General features: G+C 38.5%; 24 protein-coding genes. All 24 read left to right on the forward strand.

The features are described 5' to 3' along the window. Window positions 1-54 precede the first annotated feature (54 nt). The 24 genes from bcsG to BTO11_RS08955 all read left to right on the forward strand — a co-directional run bounded on the left by bcsG (window position 55) and on the right by BTO11_RS08955 (window position 26,121). Window positions 55-1,656 (forward strand): cellulose biosynthesis protein BcsG, encoded by a 1,602-nt coding sequence (bcsG, locus tag BTO11_RS08835; protein WP_105052263.1) that lies wholly within the window; start codon window positions 55-57, stop codon window positions 1,654-1,656. A gap of 702 nt (window positions 1,657-2,358) precedes the next feature. Continuing rightward, the gene (locus BTO11_RS08840; RefSeq protein ID WP_105052264.1) at window positions 2,359-2,778 is read left to right on the forward strand and encodes a T6SS immunity protein Tdi1 domain-containing protein; all 420 of its coding nucleotides are present in this window, start codon (window positions 2,359-2,361) and stop codon (window positions 2,776-2,778) included. Window positions 2,779-2,843: 65 nt separating this feature from the next. Beyond that, entirely contained in the window at window positions 2,844-3,641 is a 798-nt protein-coding gene (locus BTO11_RS08845; RefSeq protein ID WP_105052265.1) for a hypothetical protein, read from the forward strand. Window positions 3,642-4,076: 435 nt separating this feature from the next. Continuing rightward, on the forward strand, window positions 4,077-5,312 hold the full coding sequence (locus BTO11_RS08855) for a sensor histidine kinase (RefSeq protein ID WP_229793312.1): 1,236 nt from the start codon (window positions 4,077-4,079) through the stop codon (window positions 5,310-5,312). After that, window positions 5,309-6,694 carry a sigma-54-dependent transcriptional regulator gene (locus tag BTO11_RS08860; protein ID WP_105052267.1) on the forward strand — a complete coding sequence of 462 codons (1,386 nt, stop codon included), beginning with the start codon at window positions 5,309-5,311 and terminating at the stop codon, window positions 6,692-6,694. Before BTO11_RS08855 ends, BTO11_RS08860 begins: the two co-directional genes overlap by 4 nt. Before the next feature lie 264 nt (window positions 6,695-6,958). Then, window positions 6,959-7,306 carry a flagellar hook-basal body complex protein FliE gene (gene fliE, locus BTO11_RS08865; protein ID WP_105052268.1) on the forward strand — a complete coding sequence of 116 codons (348 nt, stop codon included), beginning with the start codon at window positions 6,959-6,961 and terminating at the stop codon, window positions 7,304-7,306. Between the two features lie 115 nt (window positions 7,307-7,421). Further along, window positions 7,422-9,071, forward strand: coding sequence for a flagellar basal-body MS-ring/collar protein FliF (gene fliF, locus BTO11_RS08870; protein WP_105053715.1), 1,650 nt, complete (start codon window positions 7,422-7,424; stop codon window positions 9,069-9,071). Next, window positions 9,064-10,107: a flagellar motor switch protein FliG gene (gene fliG, locus BTO11_RS08875; RefSeq protein WP_105052269.1), complete on the forward strand. Its 1,044-nt coding sequence runs from the start codon at window positions 9,064-9,066 to the stop codon at window positions 10,105-10,107. Before fliF ends, fliG begins: the two co-directional genes overlap by 8 nt. A 51-nt stretch (window positions 10,108-10,158) precedes the next feature. Further along, on the forward strand, window positions 10,159-11,175 hold the full coding sequence (locus tag BTO11_RS08880; protein WP_105052270.1) for a flagellar assembly protein FliH: 1,017 nt from the start codon (window positions 10,159-10,161) through the stop codon (window positions 11,173-11,175). 1 nt (window position 11,176) lies between these two features. Next, a complete protein-coding gene (gene fliI / locus BTO11_RS08885) occupies window positions 11,177-12,520 on the forward strand; it encodes a flagellar protein export ATPase FliI (RefSeq protein WP_105052271.1) in 1,344 nt (447 codons plus the stop codon). A gap of 17 nt (window positions 12,521-12,537) precedes the next feature. Then, window positions 12,538-13,002 carry a flagellar export protein FliJ gene (gene fliJ, locus BTO11_RS08890; RefSeq protein ID WP_181135880.1) on the forward strand — a complete coding sequence of 155 codons (465 nt, stop codon included), beginning with the start codon at window positions 12,538-12,540 and terminating at the stop codon, window positions 13,000-13,002. Window positions 13,003-13,114: 112 nt separating this feature from the next. Next, on the forward strand, window positions 13,115-15,151 hold the full coding sequence (locus BTO11_RS08895; RefSeq protein WP_105052273.1) for a flagellar hook-length control protein FliK: 2,037 nt from the start codon (window positions 13,115-13,117) through the stop codon (window positions 15,149-15,151). 150 nt (window positions 15,152-15,301) lie between these two features. Further along, window positions 15,302-15,832 (forward strand): flagellar basal body-associated protein FliL, encoded by a 531-nt coding sequence (gene fliL / locus BTO11_RS08900; RefSeq protein ID WP_105052274.1) that lies wholly within the window; start codon window positions 15,302-15,304, stop codon window positions 15,830-15,832. A gap of 21 nt (window positions 15,833-15,853) precedes the next feature. Then, the gene (gene fliM / locus BTO11_RS08905) at window positions 15,854-16,918 is read left to right on the forward strand and encodes a flagellar motor switch protein FliM (RefSeq protein ID WP_105052275.1); all 1,065 of its coding nucleotides are present in this window, start codon (window positions 15,854-15,856) and stop codon (window positions 16,916-16,918) included. Between the two features lie 13 nt (window positions 16,919-16,931). Beyond that, the gene (fliN, locus tag BTO11_RS08910; RefSeq protein WP_105053716.1) at window positions 16,932-17,336 is read left to right on the forward strand and encodes a flagellar motor switch protein FliN; all 405 of its coding nucleotides are present in this window, start codon (window positions 16,932-16,934) and stop codon (window positions 17,334-17,336) included. Further along, window positions 17,311-17,817 (forward strand): flagellar biosynthetic protein FliO, encoded by a 507-nt coding sequence (fliO, locus tag BTO11_RS08915; protein ID WP_105052276.1) that lies wholly within the window; start codon window positions 17,311-17,313, stop codon window positions 17,815-17,817. Before fliN ends, fliO begins: the two co-directional genes overlap by 26 nt. Beyond that, the gene (gene fliP / locus BTO11_RS08920) at window positions 17,814-18,569 is read left to right on the forward strand and encodes a flagellar type III secretion system pore protein FliP (RefSeq protein WP_105052277.1); all 756 of its coding nucleotides are present in this window, start codon (window positions 17,814-17,816) and stop codon (window positions 18,567-18,569) included. The genes fliO and fliP overlap by 4 nt, the downstream gene beginning before the upstream one ends. A 2-nt stretch (window positions 18,570-18,571) precedes the next feature. Continuing rightward, window positions 18,572-18,841, forward strand: a complete 270-nt coding sequence (gene fliQ, locus BTO11_RS08925; protein WP_105052278.1) for a flagellar biosynthesis protein FliQ — start codon at window positions 18,572-18,574, stop codon at window positions 18,839-18,841. Between the two features lie 15 nt (window positions 18,842-18,856). Further along, a complete protein-coding gene (gene fliR, locus BTO11_RS08930) occupies window positions 18,857-19,630 on the forward strand; it encodes a flagellar biosynthetic protein FliR (RefSeq protein WP_105052279.1) in 774 nt (257 codons plus the stop codon). 11 nt (window positions 19,631-19,641) lie between these two features. After that, window positions 19,642-20,772, forward strand: coding sequence for a flagellar biosynthesis protein FlhB (flhB, locus tag BTO11_RS08935; protein ID WP_105052280.1), 1,131 nt, complete (start codon window positions 19,642-19,644; stop codon window positions 20,770-20,772). Window positions 20,773-20,921: 149 nt separating this feature from the next. Next, entirely contained in the window at window positions 20,922-23,024 is a 2,103-nt protein-coding gene (gene flhA / locus BTO11_RS08940; protein WP_105052281.1) for a flagellar biosynthesis protein FlhA, read from the forward strand. Between the two features lie 26 nt (window positions 23,025-23,050). Then, window positions 23,051-24,538: a flagellar biosynthesis GTPase FlhF gene (gene flhF, locus BTO11_RS08945; RefSeq protein WP_105052282.1), complete on the forward strand. Its 1,488-nt coding sequence runs from the start codon at window positions 23,051-23,053 to the stop codon at window positions 24,536-24,538. After that, entirely contained in the window at window positions 24,531-25,385 is an 855-nt protein-coding gene (locus tag BTO11_RS08950) for a MinD/ParA family protein (protein WP_105052283.1), read from the forward strand. The genes flhF and BTO11_RS08950 overlap by 8 nt, the downstream gene beginning before the upstream one ends. 10 nt (window positions 25,386-25,395) lie before the next feature. Next, on the forward strand, window positions 25,396-26,121 hold the full coding sequence (locus tag BTO11_RS08955) for an RNA polymerase sigma factor FliA (protein ID WP_105052284.1): 726 nt from the start codon (window positions 25,396-25,398) through the stop codon (window positions 26,119-26,121). Window positions 26,122-26,157 lie beyond the last annotated feature (36 nt).

Consider the following 26,157-nt stretch of genomic DNA (forward strand, 5'->3'; position numbering starts at 1 on the left):
TTATTTAGTAACGCCAAAGCTTATTAAGCAATATGTTGAAGAGAAAAAATAGATATGACCACACCGATTTCTGAACAAAATAAAACATCACCTGTCGCATTTGCCGACTTAGGCGCTTGGAATTTATATTTTTTATTAAAACTTTATCTATTTTATAGCGGGTCTATAGGTTTCCACTTTTTGGAAAATATTGCTTTCTTGCTGTTTTTAATTGCCCCTTTTCGCCATAAGTTTTTATATCAAATTAGACAAGTTATTGTCATCCCAGTTGGTATTGCGCTTTTATATTACGATAGCCGATTACCTAGCTTTGAGAAAACACTAGGTCAGTTAATGAACCTTGCTGATTTTGATATGAGCTACTTAATGGAATTACTAATGCGGTTTGTTAACTTCAAGTTAATTGCCTTGTTAGTTGTAGCTGTATTTAGTTATACCTATTTAAAAAATTGGATTAAGTTCACAAGCATCACTGTCGGTTTGTTTATGTACTTTATTATTCTGCAGTATTATCCAACCGAGTCGGCAACCGCGACGAAAGTTGTTGATAATAATATGCCTATGACGAAAAACAGTCAGACATATAACAATCCAGATGAGCAGTTAAGCCAATTTTATCACCGAGAGTCACAGCGAAAAGTCGACTTTAATGGTGTTGAACTAAACCAACCATTTGAGTTGTTGTTCTTACATGTTTGCTCGTTGTCGTGGGATGACTTGAAAGAAACCGGGTTAGATACGCATGTTTTGTTTGATAAATTTGATGTGATCTTTCAGCAGTTTAATAGCGCGACATCTTACAGTGGCCCAGCTGCTATTCGTATGCTTCGTGCTAGTTGCGGTCAAAAACCTCATTCACAGTTATATTCTGCTGCCGATAGTCAGTGTTATTTATTTAACAACTTAGCTAAGCTTGGTTTTGGTCATAAACTACTAATGAATCACGATGGCAAGTTCGCTAACTTTGAGAAGAACATTAGACAAGATGGCGGCTGGAATGTACCAAATGATTTAAGTGTTACGACACCGCTTATTCAAAAGTCGTTTGACGGTTCACCTATTTACTCAGACCGTTATTTATTTGATCAGTGGTTATCAAATATAGGGTCAACGCCAAATGCAACATTATACAACACGGTAAGTTTGCATGACGGTAATAAAATCATTGGCAATCAATCAAGGTTGAACAGTTTAGAAAGTTTCCATCCACGACTGTTAAGTTTATTAAATGACATCAATTATCTTTTTGAAAAGATAGAGCAGTCTGGCAGGAAAGTCATGGTTGTGTTAGTTCCAGAGCACGGTGCTGGAATTAAAGGTGATAACCTACAATTACCAGGGATGAGAGAGTTTCCTAGTTACAACGTTACACACGTGCCTGTCGGCGTTAGATTATTTGGTGCGACTAAACGCCAGGCTCAAACACTAAATGTAAACTCACCATCAAGTTATTTGGCGATATCTCAACTAGTAGAACAAGTTGTTGAGAAAGATATGTTTGGTGAGCCAACGGCCACTTTAGCTGAGATTGTTAATGCATTGCCTGAAACTGATTTTGTGTCCGAAAATGACAGTGCAACCGTAATACAATTCAAAGGAAGTTATCGAATGAAGATTGATAAAGAAGATTGGATTGAATACGGCAACGATAATTAAGGTTATCGTGGTTCTGGAACAACTCTGTAATTGATAAAATGAGTAACAAAAAATAACGGGCGGTTGCCCGTTATTTTGTGTATGGGGTATAGGGTGGGGGTTGTTATTTTTATCCTCGATACTCGATACTCGATACTCGATACTCGGCACGTTACGTTACCTTTTTGCAACAGCCAAAAAGGCGTCGACTTTTTGTTTTATGTTATTGCTGATTCATCGAATTTAACTGAACTCTGAGGTTTCGCCCCTCGGCGACCATACCTTTTTTCAACAGCCAAAAAAGGTAGGCGAAAAAGACCGCTTCCAAACAAAATCCAATACTTCATTAAATAGTTATTTTTGTTTACAAAAACAGACTGAAAAGTCGTCCCTGACAAACAGTCCTTTCTCAGCATCCATGCTTCGAATTTTATAAAAAATAATATTTAACAAAGTGATTTTGTGATGGAGAGTTAAAAGCAAAAGCAAAAGCAAAAGCAAAAGAACTGCAACTGTGTTTAATAAGATTTTAATATGAATTATGTAAATGGCTCGTTTTCCCCAAACAAAATAGCGATTGTTTATATTTAAATCACCTGCTAAGTTATTGCTCTTATACTAATTATAAGAAATAAAAAGTTTATAAGCGTGATAAATTCGCCTGAGGATAACTTCCTTAAACAGGAATTCGCGCTAATAAGTTGTTAAATTTTAGGGAAGAACATGTACCATTTCCTCGAAGAAGAGAAAGGCAAAGATTGGCTAGATGAATGGGCCTCTATTACAGGGGATTTTGATCAAATCAAAGCCTATACCGATTTAGGTGATGTTTTTTTAGTAAATTCTCAAACTAATGAGATAGGTCTTCTAATGACAATGGCAAATAACTTTCATGAAATGGGGTTTACAGACTGGAATGAGTTCCAAGAAGTTGTAATGAGCAATCCAAATTTTCAAGAAGATGTCGTTCAAAAAAGCTTTATTTATAAAGTTAAAGAGCATTGCGGAGAATTGGGAGATTATGAAGTGTATATTCCTACGCCATATCCTTGTCTTGGCGGTTCTGGTGAGCCTGAGACTCACAAAAAAGGCGATCTATGGGTTTATCTTGCAATATCGTCACAAACATTCGCAAAGATTTAACAAGGCTCAGCAAGCCGACCTGCGGCGGTTTTGCGCGGCGTTAGGCTTACAAGGAATCGTAGTCAATGTTCGATAAAGGTTATCAATTGCTAGTCCAAGAAGGTCACTTAACTATGTCTAGTTTGTTAGGTGGTCTCAACTCGATACGAAACGCAAATATTGATGATGTACATCGAGGGCTATTTTATTCTGGTCTATTTGAGTTAGCCACAGGCTTTGAAAGGCTAATGAAAATAACTATATTTTTAGAGCATAAAATAAATAACCAATTAAAAAACCCTACCAATGACCAACTAAAAAGTTTTGGACATAATATACAAGAGTTACATTCTAATTGTATAAAATTTGCTAAGGGTCATGGATTGAAAACTGTGTCGCCCACTAGTGAGATTCAAGACGTTATTTTAGAGGTTTTATCTAGTTTTGCTAAAGGTTCTAGGTACTACAATCTTGATCAATTAACTTCAGGTAATAAGAATAAAGATCCTATAGAGCAGTGGTTGTCAGTCATTCAATTTCATATATGGGGTCTTAGAAGTGACGTTATTAAAAAATTAGAAACTGAAGCTATTCAAGTTGCAAATGTTGATAATTGGCAACAAAACATTAATGGTGAGTGGATAACAGAATGTGAATTTTATTATCTACTTAAAGCCACAGAAAAATCTAGTTATCATGTGGTTTGGTCAATTGTCAGTATTTTGAAACCATTCTATTATCTATTAAAAGCTCAGACCCATAAGCTTCACAAAATGGAAGATTGCTCATCTACATCCATACCATATATGTATGAATTTTTCCCATTTGTACTTGCAAGTAAAAAAGCCGTATTACGGAAAAAAAATTGGGTTTGGGGTAAGTGAACATAACAAATATGAACTTTCCCCCATCAAATAAGCAATAACATATTTATTATCTGCCGTTAGGTAGTTAATTTGTATCGTCAATCAGCAAAGCTATTTCTTCCATTTTTCCATTCTCCATTCTTATATTTTTCCATCCGGGTACTGACATTATGAATAGAATCATGTCGTTTAGAGTGCGTTTGTTTCTTTATATTTTGCTCATCAAACCTCATAAAAAACCCAAACAAAAGCCATAAAAATCCGCTGTTGAATTTACTGCTAATTACCTTGTAATTCGTCGTTTTTTGCATCAGGTGGAAATCAAGATGTCAAAATTTTGTTACTCCAGTTATTAGTTGTTTTTACTGTGTAACTATATGAAAAGTAACAATTAAAAAGTTGGCATGAAGATTGTCTTAATATATTCGTATTAGACCAAAAAGAGACCGTATTATGTCAGCAAGTATTAGCGCAGTTATCTCAGATAAATCGTTAGTCAATTCTCAACTGAAATTGGCATCGTTTGCTCCGATGATGGAACTAGGTTTTAGCAATAAAAACAAAAGTTCGTTTGGAGCAATTAATCATGCTTATCGTAAAAAGAATACCAGTGATGGTTATGGCCAATCTAATGAATTAACGTTATTACGTAATCGTAATCAAGAGTTAAGCCATTTGGTTGACGTTTTACCTAATGGTGTTGTTGTACTGGATAATAAAGGGCAAGTCTCGCAAGCAAATAAAGTCGCTATCGAATTATTAGGCGTTCCACTTGAGGGCGAAAAATGGCGCTCCATTATCACTCGCTCATTTAAACCAAGAAGTGATGATGGCCATGAAGTATCTTTATACGATGGACGTAGAGTTAAATTAGAAATCATGCCACTTCAGTCTGGTCAGCTGATAGTTATGACGGATTTAACTGAAACTCGTAAGTTACAAGACAGAATTAGTCATCTACAACGCGTATCGGCATTAGGTCGTATGGTTGCAAGTTTGGCACACCAAATTAGAACACCTCTTTCAGCGGCCATGTTATACGCCGCAAATTTAGCTAATTCAAAATTAACCGCTGACAAACGTAAAAACTTTGCCGGTAAGTTGTCATCTCGTTTAGTTGATTTAGAAAAGCAAGTTAACGACATGTTGATGTTTGCCAAAAGTGGCGAAAATCAAGTGCTTGAACAAGTATCCTTACAACAATTATTAACCGCGGTTTATCAGAGTTCAGAAGCCTTTGTGCTCCAAAGTGGTAAATTCAGTGTTGAGTTACCTGAGCCAGATATTTGTATTTTGGCCAATAAAACCAGTTTAGCCAGTGCCATTACTAATCTTGTTCATAATGCAGTGCAAGTGATAGGCAAGGGCGTTGACGTTCATTTAGCCGCAAGACGTATTAGCCATTTACCTAATGAAGTTTGTATATCGGTTGAAGATAACGGACCTGGCATTAAGCCAGAGCAAATGACAAAAATATTTGAACCCTTTTTCACCACACGTTCTCAAGGTACAGGTCTTGGTTTATCCGTAGTAAAAACGGTCGCACAAGCACATCAAGGGCGAGTTGAAGTGATAAATAAAAAAGAGGGTGGTGCAATATTTAATTTGTACCTTCCTATCAAACTAACCAGTGAAGTAGAAGACAATAATAGCGTGTCAGAAACCCCAGCACAGGAGAATGCAGCATGAGCCAATCACAAATATTAGTCGTTGAAGACGACTCAGGTCTTAGAGAAGCGCTTGTTGATACTCTGTCTATTGCAGGTTATGCGGTTGTTGAAGCCGACTCAGCTGAAACTGCGTTAGTGTTATTAAAACAACACGTTATCGATATCATTATTTCTGATGTTCAAATGGGCGGATTAAGCGGACTTGATTTATTAAAGTCAGTGAGAAAACTATATCCAAATACACCATTTTTATTAATGACAGCTTATGCTGCTATTGATCATGCCGTTGAAGCCATGAAATATGGTGCCATTGATTACATGGCAAAACCATTTGCTCCAGAAGTGTTGCTAAATATGGTTGGCCGTTATGCTCCAGTGAAACAGGTTGAAAGACATAAACCTATTGTGGCGGATAAAAAGAGTAAAGAATTATTAAAAGTAGCTGCGAAAGTAGCCGTGTCAGACGCAAGCGTCATGATCACAGGCCCAAGTGGTGCAGGTAAAGAAGTGATGGCTCGTTATATTCACGATCAATCAAATAGATCTGAGCATGATTTTGTTGCCATCAACTGTGCAGCTATCCCTGAGAACATGTTAGAAGCAACCTTATTTGGTTATGAAAAAGGTGCATTCACCGGCGCTATTCAAGCGTGTCCGGGGAAATTTGAGCAAGCCCAACATGGCACCATTTTGTTAGATGAAATAACAGAAATGGATATGAACCTACAAGCTAAATTGTTACGTGTATTACAAGAACGTGAAGTTGAGCGTTTAGGTAGCCGTAAAACCATTAAGTTAGATGTTCGCGTATTAGCAACATCTAACCGGGATTTGATGACAGCAGTACGCGAGGGTAAATTCCGTGAAGATTTATACTATCGCTTAAATGTATTTCCAATTCGTTGGTTGCCTTTAGCCCAGCGAAAAGACGATATAACACCAATCGCCTTCTACTTATTAAGTCGTCATTGCGTAGAGATGGGCCGTGAAATTCCTGACTTTTCTTATGATGCTAAAATGAAGTTACACAATCACTCTTGGCCTGGTAATGTTCGTGAATTAGACAATGTAATTCAGCGTGCATTAATCTTATGTCCGGACAACAAGATTGAAATTGAACATATTTTATTAGAAGAGTTTGCGGTAGATAAAATCTCTGCAGATATTAAAGCGGATTTAATATCTGACAACGCGCCGACTATTGCGACACTTACAGAAACAAACGAGTCGCCTGACTTTAAAATGGAAATCAGAGAGCAGGAAAATCGTATTATTCTTGATGCCTTACAAGCGTGTCGAGGAAAACGAAAAGATGTTGCTGAAAAACTAGGTATTAGTCCAAGAACCCTACGTTACAAACTAGCGAAAATGCGTGACCAGGGAATTGAAGTGCCCGCTTAATTCCCGATAGCTATTTTTCATACTCAGCCCGCAAAATATTGGCCCGAAAAATATTAGCCTTAAAGTATAAAGCTCAGTGATCAATTACTTGATAACACTGAGCTTTGTCGTACCTATCAAAATGGGTAGTCAAATTATTGGCAATGATGAAATCCCGCAAAATAAAAAATAAAACCCTTTAAAAACAACAGGTTAAAAACTGGCATTATACCTGCAAAATCCTATTTAGTTTAAGGCCAAACGCGTCTTTAAAGAGGATTAATTATGAACATTCAAGCAAACAATTTATATTCAGAACTTCAAGGTATGGCTAGTCAAGTTTCAAGCTCTGCTACTAGCATACGCCCAAACATGGAAGTGAATGTCCAACAGGTCAACAACCCATCTTCAGCTCACTTTGGTGAGTTATTAAATAAAGCGATTAATAACGTTAACGACCTCCAGTCTACCGCCGGTGAATTAAAAACCGCAGTGGAAATGGGAGACCGTTCAGTTACATTAGCGGAAGCTGTTATCGCTGGGAATAAAGCGGGCATTGCATTTGAAGCTACGGTTCAAGTTAGAAATAAACTAGTTGAAGCGTACAAACAAATCATGAGTATGCCAGTTTAATTGGTCATCGAATTAACAGTTTAAAATAAAGGTATTTAACGTGGCTGACGAATTATCAACTCAAGTAGCAGATCCAAATAGCAACGACTTATCGTCGGATGTTGTTTCTCTTTCTATGGATGGCATGGATACAGTAGAAGAACAAAAATCTGGCTTCATGAGTGCATTATCAAATGCGGAAGTAATGCGCCAAGGTGCATTAGTTATTGCCTTAACCATCTGTTTAGCAATCGCCATTTTTATTATTATCTGGTCACGTGAACCTGATATGCGACCTCTTGGTAAATTTGAAACTGAAGAATTAATTGAAACACTTGATTATTTAGACTCTCAAAAAATTGAATACATATTAGAACAAAACGTGATCATGGTTGATGGTGACGAATATCAGAACATTAAATTATCACTGGCTCGTGGCGGATTAACCAATAATCCAACCACAGGCTCTGAAATATTAATGCAAGACTCAGGTTTTGGTGTTAGCCAACGTATGGAAACTGAGCGTCTGAAACATGGCCGAGAACAGCAGTTAGCCAGAACCATTGAAGAATTAAATTCGGTATCACGTGCTAGAGTATTATTGGCCATTCCGAAAGAAAATATATTTGCCAGACATTCAAAAAAACCATCAGCGACCGTTGTTATTACTCAAAAAACAGGGCGTATGTTAGCGGAAGAAGAGATTGACTCTATTGTTGATATCATCGCATCTGCAGTGCAAGGCCTTGACCCAGCTAAAGTAACAGTTACAGACCAAAATGGTCGTTTGTTAAACTCAGGTTCTCAAAATTCATTATCTGCTTTATCCAGAAAACAATTTGATATTGAGCGTCAGCGCGAAGAAGAATATAAAAACAAAATTGACTCAATTTTATCGCCTGTGGTTGGTTTAGAAAACTACACAGCACAAGTTGATGTCACTATGGATTTCACGCAAGTTCAAGAAACCCAAAAAACCTATAATCCCGACTTACCCGCAGTACGTAGTGAATTCTTAATCGAAGATAACACTACAGGCAATGGCGCAATAGGTATTCCTGGGGCGTTATCAAATCAGCCGCCACTAGAGTCTGACATTCCTGAAGATGCAACGAATGGGCGTTCTAGAACCAGTAGTGGTCGTAGCCATAAAGAACAAACGCGTAACTATGAACTTGACCAGACGATAAGCCATAAACAAAGCCAGACAGGTGTTGTTCGTCGTATCAGTGTTTCGGTAGCGGTTGACTATACAACGGCAACTGCAGCGGATGGTACCGTTCAAAAAGTACCTCGTACACAACAAGCTTTAGTGAATATGAGACGGTTATTACAAGGTGGTATTGGTTTTGATATGACCCGTGGTGATGTATTAGAAGTGGTTACCATTCCATTTAATAAACCAATGGACTTGGAAGGCACAGATATTCCTTTTTACGAGCAGGCCTGGTTCCAACCACTATTTAAATTATTAGTAGGTATGATTGTTATCATGACATTAATATTAGGACTTGTGCGTCCAATGTTAAGGAAACTAATTAACCCTGAAGATGCAGATCAGTATGAAGAAGATGCGTTAGGTGGTGTAGACTTAGGTGATGCAACATTAGATATGTTAACAACAGAATTTGATGAGTCCGATATAGGTATTGGTGCAGACGGTTCGTTAAAATTACCAGACTTACATGGTGATGAAGACTTATTAAAAGCCGTCAGAGCATTGGTTGCTAATGAACCAGAATTATCGTCTCAAGTAGTTAAAGGGTGGTTATTAGAAGATGAGTGATGTAGCAGTAGTAGAAAATAAAAAACCTGTATTCGATGTAGACAAACTCGAAGGTGTTGAGAAAGCCGCGATATTACTGTTAAGTTTATCGGAAGATGATGCAGCCCAAATATTAAAACATCTTGAACCTAAACAAGTTCAAAAAGTAGGTGTTGCTATGGCGCAGGTCGATGACTTGAGCCAAGATAAAATTGCAGCGGTTCATCGTACCTTTATCGAACAGATTCAAGACTACAGTACTATCGGTTTCCAATCTGAGAATTTCATTAAGAAAGCCTTAACAGCAGCCCTTGGTGAAGAAAAAGCAGCAACCTTACTTGACCAAATTATTTTAGGTGGTGGCGCTAAAGGCTTAGATTCGTTGAAATGGATGGACTCTAAACAAGTTGCCAACATCATACGAAACGAGCATCCACAGATTCAAACTATCGTATTAGCTTACCTAGAACCGGATCAATCCGCTGAAATTTTAGGTCAGTTCCCAGATAAAGTAAGAATCGACTTAACCATGCGTATTGCTAACTTGGAAGAAGTACAGCCAGCTGCATTACAAGAATTAAACGAAATCATGGAGAAACAGTTTGCTGGTCAAGCTGGAGCTCAAGCTGCCAAAATGGGCGGCATGAAAGCGGCTGCAGAAATCATGAACTTCTTGGATACCAATGTAGAAGGACAATTGATGGATGCTATGCGTGAGCATGATGAAGAGATGGCTCAGCAGATCCAAGACTTGATGTTTGTATTCGATAACTTAATTGATGTTGAAGACCGTGGTATTCAAGCGATATTACGTGAAGTACAACAAGACTCATTGATGAGAGCAATCAAAGGTGCAGATGATGGCCTTAAAGATAAAATCCTTAAGAATATGTCTAAACGTGCAGCAGATATGCTTGCCGATGATTTAGAAGCTATGCCTCCAATTCGTATATCTGAAGTGGAAACCGCACAAAAAGAAATTTTGGCGATTGCACGTAGATTAGCAGATGCTGGCGAAATCATGTTGGGCGGCGGTGGCGGTGACGACTTCTTATAATGGAGTCGCATTGTTACAAAATCTTAGTGGCTAAGAACAAGAGATAATATAGTGAACGATAAATTAGGCAAAAAACCAGTAACACCAGATAGAGAACTACTTGAGTTACTTGAAGAGTGGGTTGCGCCCGACGTCACAGAAAGTCAACGGTCTCGTTATACGGGTAAAACCAACTTTATGGGAATACCGTTAGACGAGCTATATAGTAAAGTTATTGCAAAAGAAGAAATTGAAGAAGAAGAGATCCCACCGCTTACCGCTGAAGAAATCCAACAAATTCGCCAGGATGCGTATGACGAAGGTTTTGAATCTGGTAAGAGTGAAGGGTATCAAGCTGGTGAAGCTCAAGGACGTGAAGAAGGCCATGAGATAGGTATTAAAAGTGGACACGAAGAAGGCTATTTAGCAGGCTTAGAACAAGGCCAGGCAGAAATTGATATCAAAGTAGCTCGTCTTACCGATTTAACTCACCAACTTTATCATCCAATTGAAAAAGTAGATGCTGCTGCTGAACAACAGCTATTAAATTTAGTGGTTATGTTAGCCGAGTCAGTTATCCGTCACGAAACCAAAAGCAATAAAGACGCTTTGTTAAGTGTAATACATGAAGCCACGGCTTCCTTGCCATTTAATACTAAATTATCTGAAATTCATATTCACCCAGATGATCTTGAGTTGCTATCTGAAATTTATACCGCAGAAGCCATGATTGAGCAGAAGTGGATAATTAAAGAAGAACCAAGTTATCAACCAGGCGACATTATTGTGATGACGCCTGATTCCTTGATCGACCGTTCGGTTAAACAACGGATAAAACAAACAATAGAACCTTTCATTGAAAAGGCGCTTTTAGATAAAGAACAAAATGATCATGTACCACAAACCACTCGTCACATTCCTCAAGATGATCTAGATAAAGCAAGTCCTGTAGCTAAAACGGCAAAGGACAATAGTAATATTTCTGCAGAGCAGGCAACTGACTCAGATAATACTGCCAATACAATTCCTGAAGATAACGCTGTAAATACACCGGTTACAAAACAACGTTCTCAAGATAGTGAAAGCTAACATGATCAATCAAATGACATTAGAGCAAAAGCTAGAAAAGTATGAAGGCTGGATTAATAATGCCAAGCCTGAAGTGTCTGGACGCTTAACTAAAGTAACCGGATTAACACTTGAAGCGGTTGGTTGCAGTGCGCCGTTAGGTGGACATTGCCGTATTCAAACCTTAAGCGGTGAAGTTGATGCCGAAGTTGTAGGTTTTGAAAACGATAAATTATTCCTTATGCCAATTGATCAAATTGGCGGCATTATGCCCGGTGGCCGTGTAACGGTTTCACATAATACTAATGAGTTACCTTTATCTCTTAAGCTATTAGGGCGAGTGATAGATCCAATGGGTGAACCTTTGGATGGTCTCGGTCCTATTGAAGCCGACGTCAATGCTCAACAAAAAAGTAAACCACTTAATCCATTAGATAGACGCCCAGTAAAAACGGCCATTGATGTTGGTGTAAAAGCAATTAATGGCATCATCAGTATCGGACAAGGTCAACGAATGGGCTTGTTCGCCGGTTCTGGTGTTGGTAAATCTGTACTCCTTGGCATGATGACCAGAGGCACAAGTGCCGACGTTATCGTGGTTGGTTTGATAGGTGAACGTGGTCGAGAAGTAAAAGAATTTATTGACGAAATATTAGGTGAAGAAGGCCGAGAAAAAGCCGTCGTGGTGGCAGCACCTGCCGACATGTCTCCAATACGTCGTTTAAAGGGCTGTGAAACGGCCACTCAAATAGCTGAGTACTTTAGAGATAAAGGACTTAACGTTTTACTGCTTATTGACTCTATTACCCGCTATGCCCAAGCTCAGCGTGAAATCGCATTGGCTGTTGGTGAGCCTCCAGCAACAAAAGGTTACCCTGCATCGGTTTTTGCTAAGTTACCAGCGCTGGTGGAACGAGCCGGTAATGGCGGCGGGAACCAAGGTTCAATTACCGCATTTTATACCGTATTGTCAGAAGGCGATGATATGCAAGACCCTATTGCAGATGCCTCTAGGGCGATTCTCGATGGTCATATCGTATTATCCCGTGACCTAGCTGACTCAGGTCACTACCCGGCCATTGACGTGGCTAAGTCCATTAGTCGTGTTATGCCGCAAGTGGTTAGCCATGAGCATATGCAAATGGCATTAATATTCAAAAAATTACTATCGGCATACGAACAGAATAAAGACTTAATTTCGATTGGAGCTTATGCGCCAGGCAGTAATCCAATTGTTGATAAAGCCATTCAAATGAAGCCTGTTATGGATGCTTATTTGCAACAGACCATGAAAGACATAACGCCATATGATATGTCACTTTCACAATTGCAGCTGTTGACTAAACAGTTGCAGTTACAGAAATAGTAGGGGAGCTGTATACCTTGAAAGTTAATAAGCAATTAGAATTATTACTTAGAATTGAGTCGGAAAAAGAGCAGCGATATGCCACCGATTTACAATCAGCACAGTCATTTTTACAAGCGGGTAAAACTAAGCTAGACCAAGTTCTGAGTTATAAACTAGGTTACTTACAAAAAATGCAATCTATGGGAAGTGATGGCGTTTTAGGCGGCAACTATCAGCACTTTCAACGCTTTATTGTGCAATTGGAAGAAGGCATAAAGAAACAAGTAGACGTGACTGAAACATCCAAACAAATATTAAAACAACGCAAAGATACTTGGTTAGAGCAGAACAAAAGAGTGAAGGCGGTTGAGACCTTAATAGAGAAGAAACGAATTATGATTCAGCAGGTTATGGATAAAGAAGAGCAGTCCATGTCAGATGAATTTGCCTCACAAAAGTTTATTCGAAACAAGATTGCTAACGCTAATCAGTATAACTAAAGAAATATTGGAACAATATTTGAATAACACTAAGCAATAATGAGTTATGTAATAACTCTGTTTCAATAAAAACCGTTTCAATATTAGGTTCGCTCTCAGCGACGGAGATAAAATGCTGCAAAATAATGTACTATTAAATCAGAGTGTTAGTGAGCCTAAGCGCGAACCTGTCGTCAATAAGTCGAGTCAAAATAATACCAACAGTAAATTTGAAGCTGCCATGTCTTACAGTCGTCAGCAGCAGTTAAAAACTGAACAGCGACAAGATGCGGCAAGAAATGATCAACTTCGTCAGCAACAACGTCGCGAACAAGAGCAAGCCAAGTCTCAATCTCAGTCAAGAACTGAATCTGACAGCAAGGTGCAAGCGTCAACTGACAATCAAGTAAACTCGCGTAGTGATACTAATAACAAGAAAAATGAATCGAGCGATGTAAATTCAAAAAATACAGTAGCGAGCAATGACACCAAGGCTACTGACGTTCAGTCAACTGAAGATAGCAATGCAACTCAGTTAGATGCTTCGTCTGGCAGTGAAACCTCGGCTTCTGAAGGCGACGATTCTGAAAACCTAAGCTCTGAAAACCTAAGCTCTGAAATTTTAGCTTCTGAAAGCTCAGCATCTAAAGATTTAGCTTCTGTAAATACGGCTTCTGAACAAACAAAAGAGATAAGCCCTTTATTGCTTAATGTTGGCGATGAGAAAATAAACACTCAAGCCAGTAGTGAAAATGAAGAGGCTGATGATATGTCGTGGTTAGATACTGTGATAAAAATCGTTGTTGATCATAAACAAAAAAATGACACCTCAGCAAATAATGATGTGTCGATTGATTTAGACGCAGAAACAACTGATGAGTCAATGGCGAGTGAAGAACTGGATAATGTTTTACAGAGTTCTGATCCAGAAGCCCTTCAAAAATTATTAGCTGAGCTTACTAGTTTAAAAGGCGAGCAAGCACAAGATGACAGTAAAGTAGAGTTTTCTAATTTATCCAGCTTACTAACGAGCGATGTGATTAATACGGATAAAGAAACTGACGCATTAAGCAGTGACAGTTTAGATTTATTAGGCAGTGAAATAGCAGACGAAGTTGTAGACGAATCAATTACGGATGAAATTGATACACAAGTTTTAGTTGCGAATACGGCCGCGGAAACCAAAAATGTATTACCACAGAGTAATGACTCAGAATTAGCAAGCTCAGACAGTGAACAAAGCCTTGTGGCAGAAGACGGTTCAGATTTAATGTCAGAGAATACACAAATATTTGCGAATTTGGCTGCTCAGCAGGAAACAAAGAATAGCGACACGATTAAGCAGCAGAGTTGGTTAGAGCAAGCGGCAAAAAATAGTAATGTACTTAACTTTGCAAACCCGACATTGCAGGGACTAATAAAAAGTAACAATACTGGTGAAACAGAGCTTAATAAATTTAGCACTGAGCTAAATATAGATGCAGATGGCTTAACCAATGCCAAAGCGGATACAGGTAAAGACGGTGAGAGTAAATTGGATTCTGAAATGAAGTCTCTGCTAGACACAAGAACCGCTGCGCTTATGTCCAGCTCAGTAGACACTAGTAGCCGATTAAATGAGTCGGCTCAAAAGCCAGACTCGGTAGAAATTAATGGCGTGCAGTTAGATAAAACGCTGCAGTTACCAAAGTTAGAGAATTTATCTCAGGCAAAAAATGAAGCTTTATTGCGTGAGAATATCTTGTTTAATAAACAAGAGATGGCTAATCATATGCAACAGCAAATCGGTATGATGCTGTCAAAAAATATGAAGTCGATTGATATACGTTTAGATCCACCTGATTTAGGTACAATGCAAATTAAGCTGACCATGAATAATGATCAGGCTTCGGTGAGCTTTGTTGTCTCTAATCAGCAAGCTAAAGATGCTTTGGATGCCAGTTTACCTCGTTTAAGAGATATGCTTGAACAACAAGGTATGGAATTAGCCGACAGCGATGTGCAGCATGGCAACGCCAAAGGTGAGTCTGAAACGGGTGACTCTGAAAACGGCGGCGCTAACGGAAATGGCACATCAGGTGAAGAGAACCAAGATGAGGCTAATTTGGTGGCTCAAGATAACTTAAACCGGGCGATAAACTCGCCTTGGAATGTCGATTATTACGCGTAGCTTTGTGTTAAATAACGCAAGTGAATGAATAGCCATGCAATTAATTCAGTTTTCGCAGGAAAATGCAGTTAATTGGGCTTAGTTATTGCTTATTGTTGTAATGGCAAATACCATTGAATTATAAGTTAATTAGGTATTACGGAGAAAGAGATGGCTGAAGATAATGATTTAACAATGGAAGATGGTCCTAGCGGCAGTAAAAAAATGATAATTATGATTGCTGCGGTTATTCTAATACTGTTAGCAGTTGCTGGATTTTTTATGTTCTCAAGCAGCAGCGATAGTGCCGATGCTGCTAACGCAGATACTGAAGTTAGCGATAGTCAAAATCAACCAGCTGAAATTGAGCCTGCTAGTACAGGTTCGGCTATGTATGTAACTATGCCAAGACCATTTACGTTTAATGTACCCGGTACAACACGTGATCGCTTAGTTCAAATAAAAGTACAACTTATGGTGCGTGGGGATAATAACCACGAACTTGCTAAACGTCATATACCATTAATCGAAGGAACGTTATTAAAAGCGTTTAGTACGGCGAATGCGGATGATTTAGCCACGGTAGCTGGAAAAGATGCAGTGAAAGCAAAAGCGATAAAAGATGTGCAAAAAGCTGTATTTGCAGTAGCTGGCTCGAAAATTATAGAGGATGTATTGTTTACTGGCTTTGTAATGCAGTAACAATATAACTAAGAGAGTAATATGACTGATCTTCTGTCTCAAGACGAAATTGATGCGCTACTTCATGGTGTGGATGATGTAGAAGAAGAGGAAAATGATGAACCGGGTGGTAAATCCAACACCTTAGATTATGATTTTTCTTCTCAAGACCGTATCGTTCGTGGACGAATGCCTACACTTGAACTTGTTAACGAGCGTTTTGCTCGTCACATGAGGATCAGTTTATTTAATATGATGCGTCGTACGGCTGAAGTATCTATTAATGGCGTACAAATGATCAAGTTTGGTGAATATATACACACCTTATTTGTTCCAACTAGTTTAAACATGGTTCGATTTCGTCCGTTAAAAGGAACGGGATTGATCACCATGGAAGCGAGATTAGTCTTTATTTTAGTGGATAACTTCTTTGGTGGCGATGGTCGATATCACGCTAAAATTGAAGGCCGCGAATTTACACCAACAGAAAGACGTATTATTCAAATGTTGTTAAAACTAATATTTGAAGATTACAAAGAAGCTTGGTCGCCAGTAATGGATGTCTCTTTTGAATATTTAGATTCGGAAGTAAATCCGGCAATGGCAAACATAGTTTCGCCAACAGAAGTAATCGTAATAAGTTCATTCCATATTGAATTGGATGGCGGTGGTGGTGATTTCCACGTAGCCTTACCATATTCGATGTTAGAACCTATCCGCGAATTACTTGACGCTGGTGTTCAAAGTGATAATGAAGATACCGATTACCGTTGGAGTAAGGCACTACGTGATGAAATCATGGATGTTCATGTTGGTTTAAGCACGCAGATGTTGGAAATGGAATTACCTTTGAGCCAAGTTATGGAATTGAAAGATGGTGATATCATTCCAATTGAAATGCCAGAGCATATAACTGTCTTTATTGAAGATTTACCGACATACCGAGCTAAGTTAGGCCGTTGTCGTGATAATATCGCAATTCAGATTGCAGAAAAAATTAAACGTCCAGAATCATCTAAGTCGGAAATGAACGTACTGACCAAAGGTGGCCGTCGTCTGGATGATGACTCAGAACTTCTCGCGTTAGAAGATGATTTAGTATTATAAGGGGTAAATGGCCATGAGTGACGAACAAGATACTATGGACGAATGGGCTGCAGCGTTAGTTGAGTCTGGTGATGATGGCGCTGGTGGTGCAGATGATGTAGTTCCAGCTGAACTTGAAGAATTACAAGATACTAGTGCGACTCTAAACGAAGATGAGTCTAGAAAATTAGAAACTATTTTAGATATCCCTGTTAATATTTCGATGGAAGTAGGGCGTAGTAAAATAAGTATTCGTAATTTACTTCAACTAAATCAAGGTTCTGTAGTAGAGTTAGACCGGGTTGCTGGTGAACCTCTTGATGTATTAGTTAATGGTACATTAATCGCACACGGTGAAGTGGTTGTGGTTAATGACAAATTTGGTATTCGATTAACGGATGTAATAAGTCAAATTGAACGTATTAAAAAATTACGCTAGTCATTTAAAGCGTTATCTATTTGTAGCATCATTAGGTCTAACGACCAATGATGCTTTTTGCTTTTCAGAAAAGCAAACTGAAGTCATTGATACTGGCACTGGACTAAACACTCAAACGGGTAGTTTAGTGTCAATGTTGATGGCCTTGTTGTTTGTGCTTTTTGTGATCTTTGTGATTGCTTGGTTTGCTAAAAAGTTTAATTTAACCCCAGCTTCATCAGAGCATTTTAAATTGGTCAGTAGCATGTCGCTCGGCGGACGTGAACGTATAGTGATCATTGATGTTCAAGGTGAACAGCATGCTATTGGGGTAACAAATCAAAGCGTTAATCACTTGTTTAAGTTAGACAATAAAATAGAAAAACCAACACAAGCATTGACAGATAACAGTTTGGTTAACAAAATAAATAAAGTATTTGGTTATACACCGCCAGCAAAAGCGACTAATAATAAAAGCTCTAACGTAAAGGATGCTAAATAGTGAAATTTATCCTTATTGGAATGGTATTGTTTCTATCTGTATTTACGCCTGATGTATTTGCTGAAGGTGGAGCTTTTTCAGCACTAACCATCACAGACAATCCTGACGGTTCAAAAGATTACAGCGTAACACTGCAAGTACTAGCTATGATGACGGCGCTGAGCTTTATTCCAGCGATTGTTATGTTGATGACGTCATTTACCCGCATTATTGTTGTATTAGCTATTCTTAGACAAGCGATGGGCTTACAACAAACACCAAATAGCCAAATCTTAATTGGTATTTCGTTGTTCTTAACGTTTTTTATTATGGCGCCTGTTTTTGATGAAATTCATCAAACGGCAGTAGAACCCTATTTAAACGAAGATATAACCTCTATCCAAGCTTATGAAATTGGTAAAATACCAATGCGTGAATTTATGTTGGCGCAAACTCGTATTACAGATTTACAAACCTTTGCTGAAATAGCGGGTTACACTGAGCTAAATTCACCGGATGAATTACCAATGTCGGTGATCATTCCATCATTTGTTACATCCGAATTAAAAACCGCATTCCAAATTGGTTTTATGTTTTTTATCCCATTTTTGATTATAGATTTAGTGGTGGCGTCGGTATTAATGGCAATGGGTATGATGATGTTGTCGCCAATGATAGTGTCACTGCCATTTAAACTTATGATGTTTGTATTAGTCGATGGTTGGTCTTTAGTTATGAGTACCTTAGCGAAAAGCTTTGGGTTAGGGACTTAGCTATGAGTCCTGAAATGTTCGTTGATATATTACGTGATGCATTATGGCTAATTATTATTTTGGTCGCTGCAATTGTGGTCCCGAGCTTAATTGTTGGTTTAATCGTTGCGGTATTCCAAGCAGCAACCTCAATCAATGAACAAACGTTAAGCTTCTTGCCACGTCTTATCGTAACTTTATTAGCCGTTATGTTTGCAGGGCACTGGATAACTGGAATGATCATGGATTTCACTATCGAGCTAGTTCAGCGTATTCCCTCAGTGATTGGTTAACAAAGGCCACTTATAATGGAAGTATTGCTGCAGCAACTCATGCAATATCAAGCAGATTTATTACTCCCCTTTACCCGTATCTCAGCCATGATGATGGTAATGGTTGGACTTGGTGCTAGGACGATACCTGGGCCAATAAAATCGGCTTATGCAGTAGCTATTACTATTATGGTCATGCCTATGTTGCCGCCATCTCCATTTACCAATTTATTTTCCTTTGAAATGGTTATTCGCGTTACACAACAAGTCATGATCGGCAGTGCTGTTGGCTTTGTTTCAGTTATATTTCTACAAATTTTTGTTATTGCAGGACAAGCTATTGCTATGCAATCAGGCTTAGGTTTTGCTTCTATGGTTGACCCAGCGAACGGCATGAGTGTTCCAGCCGTTGGTCAATTCTTCTTAGTCTTATCTACTTTATTATTTTGGTCTATTGATGGCCATATCGCTATGATCCAATTGATAGTGCAAAGTTTTACTTTATTACCAATAACCGATGAATGGATTGCCACAGGTAGTTTTTATGATTTAGCGGTATTTGGTGGCTGGATGTTTGCTGCTGCGTTAATTTTATCTATATCGCCATTAGTTGCGATGTTAGTGATTAATTTAAGCTTTGGGATCATGACGCGTGCTGCACCACAATTGAATATATTTTCGATTGGTTTTCCATTTACTATGATGTCTGGTTTAATTGTAATGTGGATCACGATGGAAAGTTTTGTTTTCCACTTTGAAAATAACTGGCAAACGTCACTCGAAATGATGTGTAAAATAATTGGTTGTTAACGGAGCATTAAATGGCTGAAGGTAGCGACGCAGAAAAAACAGAAGACCCCACCGCCAAGCGTCAAGAAGACGCCCGGAAAAAAGGTCAGATAGCTCGCTCTAAAGAACTAGGCACTACTGGTGTTCTGGTTGCTTCTGCTGCTTCGTTGTTGATGTTTGGTAGTGGTTTAGCCATCGCCCTAATGGATGACATGAGGTCTAAATTTGCACTAGACCGTGATGATATCTTTGACCCCAAAAAAATGTTTCAGGCAATGGGGGAGTCTCTTTCTGCGGTATCAATGCCAATGTTTGCCATTTTTGCATTTATTTTATTTGCGGCGTTTGTGGCGAACAGCTTATTAGGTGGTATTAATTTTAGCTGGCAGGCGATGGCACCTAAATTAAATAAAATGTCACCAGCTAAAGGCTTCAAAAGGATGTTTGGTAGCCAAGCATTAGTTGAGTTAGTTAAGTCCATCTTAAAAGTGATTGTGGTGGCCTTTGTTGCCATCATGCTAATTAAAATTTATATCAGAGACATCTTATTTTTAAGCGTTCAAGATTTACCTGGGAATACTCAAGAGGCGACTCTATTGCTCGCTTGGGTGTTTATGGGGTTATGCTGCTCTACTATTGTGATTGCGATAATAGATGTGCCATTTCAAATCTGGAACCACAGCAAACAGCTAAAAATGAGTAAACAAGAAGTTAAGGATGAGTACAAATCAACGGAAGGTAATCCAGAAATAAAAGGGCGTATTAGACAAGTCCAACACGAAATATCTCAACGCCGTATGATGAAAGATGTACCAGACGCTGACGTAGTTGTTACTAATCCAACTCATTATTCAGTTGCTATTAAATATGACATAACAAAATCATCGTCTCCTTATATTGTTGCCAAAGGAGCCGACCTGATGGCGATGCAAATTAGAAAAATTGCCAAAGAGAAAGACGTTCCAATAGTAATCACTCCGCTGTTAACGCGCTCAATCTATTACACAACTGAATTAAATCAAGAGATCCCAGAACAGTTATTTGTCGCTGTTGCTCAAGTTCTTGCCTATGTTTATCAGCTCGATCTGTATAACAAAGGCAAAGGAAGCAAACCAAAAGACTTATCACGAAACTTACCAATTCCTCCCGAGTTAAGACATTAAAGTCGATTTCACCTGAGTTTTTTGTAACCTTAGCGGACGATGTTCAGGTTATAAATTAGCCTTGTTAATACGAGTCAATTCCTTGACCAATAATTTGGCCTGATCTTTGCTCAACTACCTACTAATAAGTAAGTTAAGTGGTAGTTTTAATGGAATTGACCGGAAAGTTTAATCAAGTATTTAAAAAAGATAACCTTAAGCATTTTAGTGGTTTAGGTGCTCCTTTGTTTATTTTGGCTGCCTTGGCAATGGTTATTTTACCTTTGCCAGCACTCATGCTCGATATCTTATTCTCATTCAACATTGCACTTGCTCTGGTTATACTTTTAGTAACTGTATACACCTTAAAACCCCTCGATTTTGGTGCTTTCCCTTCTGTACTTTTAATTGCAACGGTATTACGACTTGCCCTTAATGTGGCCAGTACACGTGTTGTTCTGTTAGAAGGTCATAACGGTGGTGCTGCAGCTGGTCAAGTAATTGAAGCCTTTGGTTCAGTTGTTATCGGCGGTAACTACGCCGTTGGTCTAGTGGTATTTGCGATACTTGTTATTATCAACTTTATGGTTGTTACCAAAGGTGCTGGTCGTATATCAGAAGTTACCGCTCGTTTTACCTTGGATGCCATGCCTGGTAAACAAATGGCGATTGATGCCGATTTGAATGCTGGTTTCTTAACACCAGAACAAGCTAAAGCCCGTCGTGAAGAGATAGGTAAAGAAGCTGACTTCTATGGTTCGATGGATGGTGCGTCTAAATTTGTAAAAGGTGATGCGGTTGCGGGCATCATTATTCTGTTTATTAACATTATCGGTGGATTATTCATCGGTATGATCCAACATGATTTGCAATTTGGTGAAGCCGTTGAAATTTACACAATCTTGACGATTGGTGACGGTCTTGTTGCTCAAATACCTGGTTTATTATTATCAATAGGCACCGCGATTGTTGTTACACGACAAAATACCGACGAAGAAATGGGTACTCAGTTCCATACGCAACTTGGTGTTGAAAAAGTGTTATACGTTGCCGGTGGCGTGTTATTCACTATGGGTATTGTACCTGGTATGCCTCATTTAACTTTCTTAATCTTTGCATGTTTATTACTAGGTGGTGGTTATTTAACGGCTAAGGCAACAAAAGATCTAGCAATTAAGAAAGAAAAAGAAGCAAAAGAGGAAGCTGAAGTTGACCCAGCTGACGCATCAGAAAATAAAGATGTGAGCTGGGATGATGTATCCCATGTAGACACAATAGGTTTAGAAGTTGGTTACCGTTTAATACCTTTGGTTGATAAAAGCCAAGGCGGTGAATTACTTTCTCGCGTGAAAGGGGTTAGGCGCAAGTTAAGTCAAGAGTTTGGCTTCTTAATTCCAGCCGTCCATATACGTGATAATTTAGATTTAGATCCAAATCACTACCGCATTACTTTAATGGGGGTCACCATAGGTGAAGCCGAAATTAGACATGATCGTGACTTAGCGATTAACCCAGGACAAGTATTTGGTAAAGTTGATGGCATAGACACAATAGACCCTGCATTCGGCTTAGAATCAGTTTGGATTGAGTCTAGCTTACGAGATAAAGCTCAGTCATTAGGTTACACCGTTGTAGATGCCGCTACTGTTGTTGCAACCCATATTAGCCAACTGTTAACCAACAATGCTTCACAATTAATGGGCCATGAAGAAACTCAAAACTTATTAGATATGATAGGTAAAAACTATCCTAAATTGGTTGGTGGCCTAGTTCCTGAGATGTTGTCACTCTCTGTAGTGACCAAAGTGTTACAAAACTTATTAAACGAAGGCGTACCTGTTAGAGACATGCGTTCAATCCTACAAACCTTAGTTGAGTACGCTCCTAAGAGCCAAGATTCCGATGTTTTAACCGCTGCTTGTCGTATCGCACTTCGTCGTTTTATCGTTCAAGACGCCACTGGTTCTGCGACTGAAATCCCCGTCATTACTTTGGTTCCTGAATTGGAACAGATGTTGCAACAGTCTATGCAGTCAGCAGGAAATGATGGTGCTGGCATTGAGCCAGGGTTAGCAGAAAGATTACAAAAATCGCTATCTGACGCCCACCGAACTCAAGAGTTATCGGGTGAACCATCAATTTTACTTACGTCCGGAATGCTAAGAAGCGTGTTATCTCGATTCATTAAACACAGCATTCCAGGCATGGTTATCTTGTCTTATCAAGAAATACCAGAAGAGAAACAAATTAAAATAGTCAGTTCAGTTGGCTAATGCCAGATTCTTGACGGAGATTAAAAGTGAAAATTAAACGTTATTATGCAAAAGATATGAGAACCGCTCTTAACCAAGTTAAAGAAGAGTTGGGGCCAGATGCTGTGATCATGTCAAACAAGAAGACTGCTTCAGGTATTGAGATAGTTGCTGCTGTTGATAATGATTCAGTTAATGAGTCAGCACAACAAACAGCAAAACAAATAACTCAGCAACCAAGCCAAGCTATGTCTGCATACAGTGGCGTAATTGAAGAGACCGAAGGCGAGAAAAAAATTGCCTCATCACTTACTGAGTTGTTAAATCGACAAACTCGTACTGGTGAAAAGTCAGCTGCACCGTCAACTAAATCTGAACTTAGTAATCGTCAAAAATCTGAACGAGCAACTCAAGTATTATCTCAACAGGCTGAGTCAGAATTTGAACAATGGTTATCAAAAGCAAGAACAACCGTTGAAGAAACTGATAATCATCATCAACCGTCATTAAGTGCACCATTAGATGAGTCGGATTTAAACGACGAACATCAGGCTAGTGGTTTGCATCAAGATACTCGCAGTAACGTTGTAAAAGCAGATTTTAATACTGAATTATCTTCTCTTAAATCTGAAATGAATTCGATTAAAGAGTTATTGGAACATCAAGTTTCAGAACTTATGTGGCAAGATGTTGAAAGAAAATCACCTTTAAAAGCTATGTTGATCTCTAAGTTAAAAGATATGGGATTGTCAAAAAAGGTATCAGAGCATTTAACTCACTTTTTATCTGATGATTTAGTACAACGAGATGCTTGGCCACATATGTTGAGCTTATTAACTGAGCAGTTAGATACAACAACAAATGAAATAATTACCCGTGGTGGTGTTTATTCGCTTGTTGGACCTACAGGTGTTGGAAAAACGACTACAATTGCTAAGTTAGCCGCAAGATATGCACAAATTCATGGTGCAGATAAAGTTGGTCTTATCTCAACGGATAGCTTTAGAATTGGTGCTTTAGAGCAGTTGGCAACGTATGCGAAAATCTTAGGTTGTCCTTTAAAACAAGCTAAAAATACAGAAGAATTATCAGACGCTATTTATCAATTACGTAACAAGAAATTGATCTTAATTGATACCGCAGGCATGAGCCAACGCGATTTAAAACTGACAGAAAAGTTAAATCATTTGTTGACTAAGTCGCGAGTTAATATTAAAAATTACTTAGTGTTATCAGCAACTTCTCAAATGAGCGTTTTACAAGAGAGTGTTCAACACTTTAAAACAATCCCTCTGTCGGGTTGTATTTTTACAAAAATTGACGAATCTCTTAGTTTAGGAGAGTTAATGAGCGTTGCGATTCATAATCGATTACCAATTGGTTATTTAACAAACGGTCAACGAGTTCCTGAAGATATAAGAGTTGCAAATAGTGAGAAAATCGTGCAAAAAGCTAATCAACTCTTTGAATTAAAACAAAAAGTTAGAAAGAAACATAATAAGGTAGTGCCAAGAGCTGTTGGCATGTATGATTGATAAAACCTGTTCCGATCAGGCTAGTGGCTTGAGATATATGTCTTCAATGAAAAAAACAAAAGTAATAGCAGTAACCGGCGGTAAAGGTGGTGTGGGTAAAACAAGTGTTTCACTTAATACGGCCATTGCCATCGCTCAAACTGGAAAAAGTGTATTAGTATTAGATGCCGATTTAGGTTTAGCTAATTGTGATGTTATGTTGGGATTACGAGTCGATAAAAACTTGTCTCATGTCCTTTCAGGCGAAGCTGAACTTGATGATATTTTGGTTGAAGGACCAGGCGGCGTTAAAATAGTACCTGCTACGTCAGGCTCTATTGATATGGTTGAGTTATCACCTGCACAACATGCTGGTTTAATTCGCGCTTTTAGTGAAATGAAAACACCTGTTGATGTATTCATCGTGGATACGGCTGCTGGTATTTCAGACATGGTACTTTCCTTCTCCCGCGCCTCACAAGAGATTTTAGTCGTAGTGACTGATGAGCCTACATCCATTACAGATGCTTACGCACTTATTAAAATTCTGAACCGTGACCATGGGGTCGCAAAATTTAAGGTGGTTGCCAATATGGTACGTACTTTAAAAGAAGGTCAGAATTTATTTAAAAAGTTAACTTTAGTAACAGATCGATTTTTAGATGTGAACTTAGAATTAACTGCTATTATTCCATTTGATGAAAACTTAAGGAAAGCCGTACGACGCCAAAGAGCGATTGTCGATGCTTTCCCTCGTTCTCCGTCAGCAATAGCATTTAAAACTTTAGCAACTAAAATAGATCATTGGCCTGTGCCAGCACATGCGTCAGGAAATTTAGAGTTCTTTTTAGAGCAATTGGTCAATTAAGAGGTATGATTTGAACAGTAAAGTTGCAGCTGCCTACGAGGCCAAAGAAACCGACATTTCCGATTTATTAGGAAAGCATTCTGTATTGGTTAAACGAATAGCCCATCATTTGGCTGCTCGCTTACCAGATAGCGTTTTGGTCGATGACCTTATCCAAGCAGGAATGATAGGTTTATTAGAAGCCGCTAAAAACTTTGATGGTTCAAAAGGCGCAAGTTTTGAAACTTATGCCGGTATTCGTATTCGAGGATCAATGCTAGACGACATACGTAAAGGTGATTGGACACCTCGTTCGGTACACCGTAATGCACGTATGATTGCAGATAGAATTTCTACATTAGAATCTGATTTAGGTCGAGATGTAAAAGACACTGAAGTGGCAGAATCGTTAGACATATCTCTTGCTCAATACCATGTGATGTTAAAAGAAGCTAATGCTGGTAAAATCATTGGTATTGATGACATGGGTGTAAGCGAAGATGTTATTTCAATTAAAGAAGACTACGAAGCCGACGATACATATGTAGGTGTTGAAAGTAGTTCTTTTAAAAAATCAATTTCTTCGGCAATTAAAAATTTGCCCGAAAGAGAAGCATTGATATTATCATTGTACTATGATGATGAATTAAACTTACGCGAAATTGGGAATGTTTTGAATGTAAGTGAATCTAGAGTTAGTCAAATTCACAGCCAAGCAATGGTGAGATTACGCTCAAGATTAAAAGAATGGTTATAAAAACTTGTAACTTCCTAATTTTAATTAATAATTAAT

This window comes from Psychrosphaera saromensis (assembly GCF_002954545.1).
Taxonomy (GTDB): Bacteria; Pseudomonadota; Gammaproteobacteria; order Enterobacterales; family Alteromonadaceae; genus Psychrosphaera; species Psychrosphaera saromensis.

Excerpts from the sequence above, each read along its gene's own strand:
- BTO11_RS08895 (WP_105052273.1), top strand. The coding sequence starts at position 13,115 with ATGCTGCAAAATAATGTACTATTAAATCAGAGTGTTAGTGAGCCTAAG.
- fliM (WP_105052275.1), top strand. The coding sequence starts at position 15,854 with ATGACTGATCTTCTGTCTCAAGACGAAATTGATGCGCTACTTCATGGT.
- BTO11_RS08840 (WP_105052264.1), top strand. The coding sequence starts at position 2,359 with ATGTACCATTTCCTCGAAGAAGAGAAAGGCAAAGATTGGCTAGATGAA.
- fliQ (WP_105052278.1), top strand. The coding sequence starts at position 18,572 with ATGAGTCCTGAAATGTTCGTTGATATATTACGTGATGCATTATGGCTA.
- BTO11_RS08950 (WP_105052283.1), top strand. The coding sequence starts at position 24,531 with ATGATTGATAAAACCTGTTCCGATCAGGCTAGTGGCTTGAGATATATG.
- BTO11_RS08860 (WP_105052267.1), top strand. The coding sequence starts at position 5,309 with ATGAGCCAATCACAAATATTAGTCGTTGAAGACGACTCAGGTCTTAGA.
- flhB (WP_105052280.1), top strand. The coding sequence starts at position 19,642 with ATGGCTGAAGGTAGCGACGCAGAAAAAACAGAAGACCCCACCGCCAAG.
- fliL (WP_105052274.1), top strand. The coding sequence starts at position 15,302 with ATGGCTGAAGATAATGATTTAACAATGGAAGATGGTCCTAGCGGCAGT.
- fliI (WP_105052271.1), top strand. The coding sequence starts at position 11,177 with ATGATCAATCAAATGACATTAGAGCAAAAGCTAGAAAAGTATGAAGGC.
- fliF (WP_105053715.1), top strand. The coding sequence starts at position 7,422 with ATGGATGGCATGGATACAGTAGAAGAACAAAAATCTGGCTTCATGAGT.
- fliG (WP_105052269.1), top strand. The coding sequence starts at position 9,064 with ATGAGTGATGTAGCAGTAGTAGAAAATAAAAAACCTGTATTCGATGTA.
- fliE (WP_105052268.1), top strand. The coding sequence starts at position 6,959 with ATGAACATTCAAGCAAACAATTTATATTCAGAACTTCAAGGTATGGCT.
- BTO11_RS08855 (WP_229793312.1), top strand. The coding sequence starts at position 4,077 with ATGTCAGCAAGTATTAGCGCAGTTATCTCAGATAAATCGTTAGTCAAT.
- flhA (WP_105052281.1), top strand. The coding sequence starts at position 20,922 with ATGGAATTGACCGGAAAGTTTAATCAAGTATTTAAAAAAGATAACCTT.
- fliN (WP_105053716.1), top strand. The coding sequence starts at position 16,932 with ATGAGTGACGAACAAGATACTATGGACGAATGGGCTGCAGCGTTAGTT.
- BTO11_RS08845 (WP_105052265.1), top strand. The coding sequence starts at position 2,844 with ATGTTCGATAAAGGTTATCAATTGCTAGTCCAAGAAGGTCACTTAACT.
- bcsG (WP_105052263.1), top strand. The coding sequence starts at position 55 with ATGACCACACCGATTTCTGAACAAAATAAAACATCACCTGTCGCATTT.
- fliR (WP_105052279.1), top strand. The coding sequence starts at position 18,857 with ATGGAAGTATTGCTGCAGCAACTCATGCAATATCAAGCAGATTTATTA.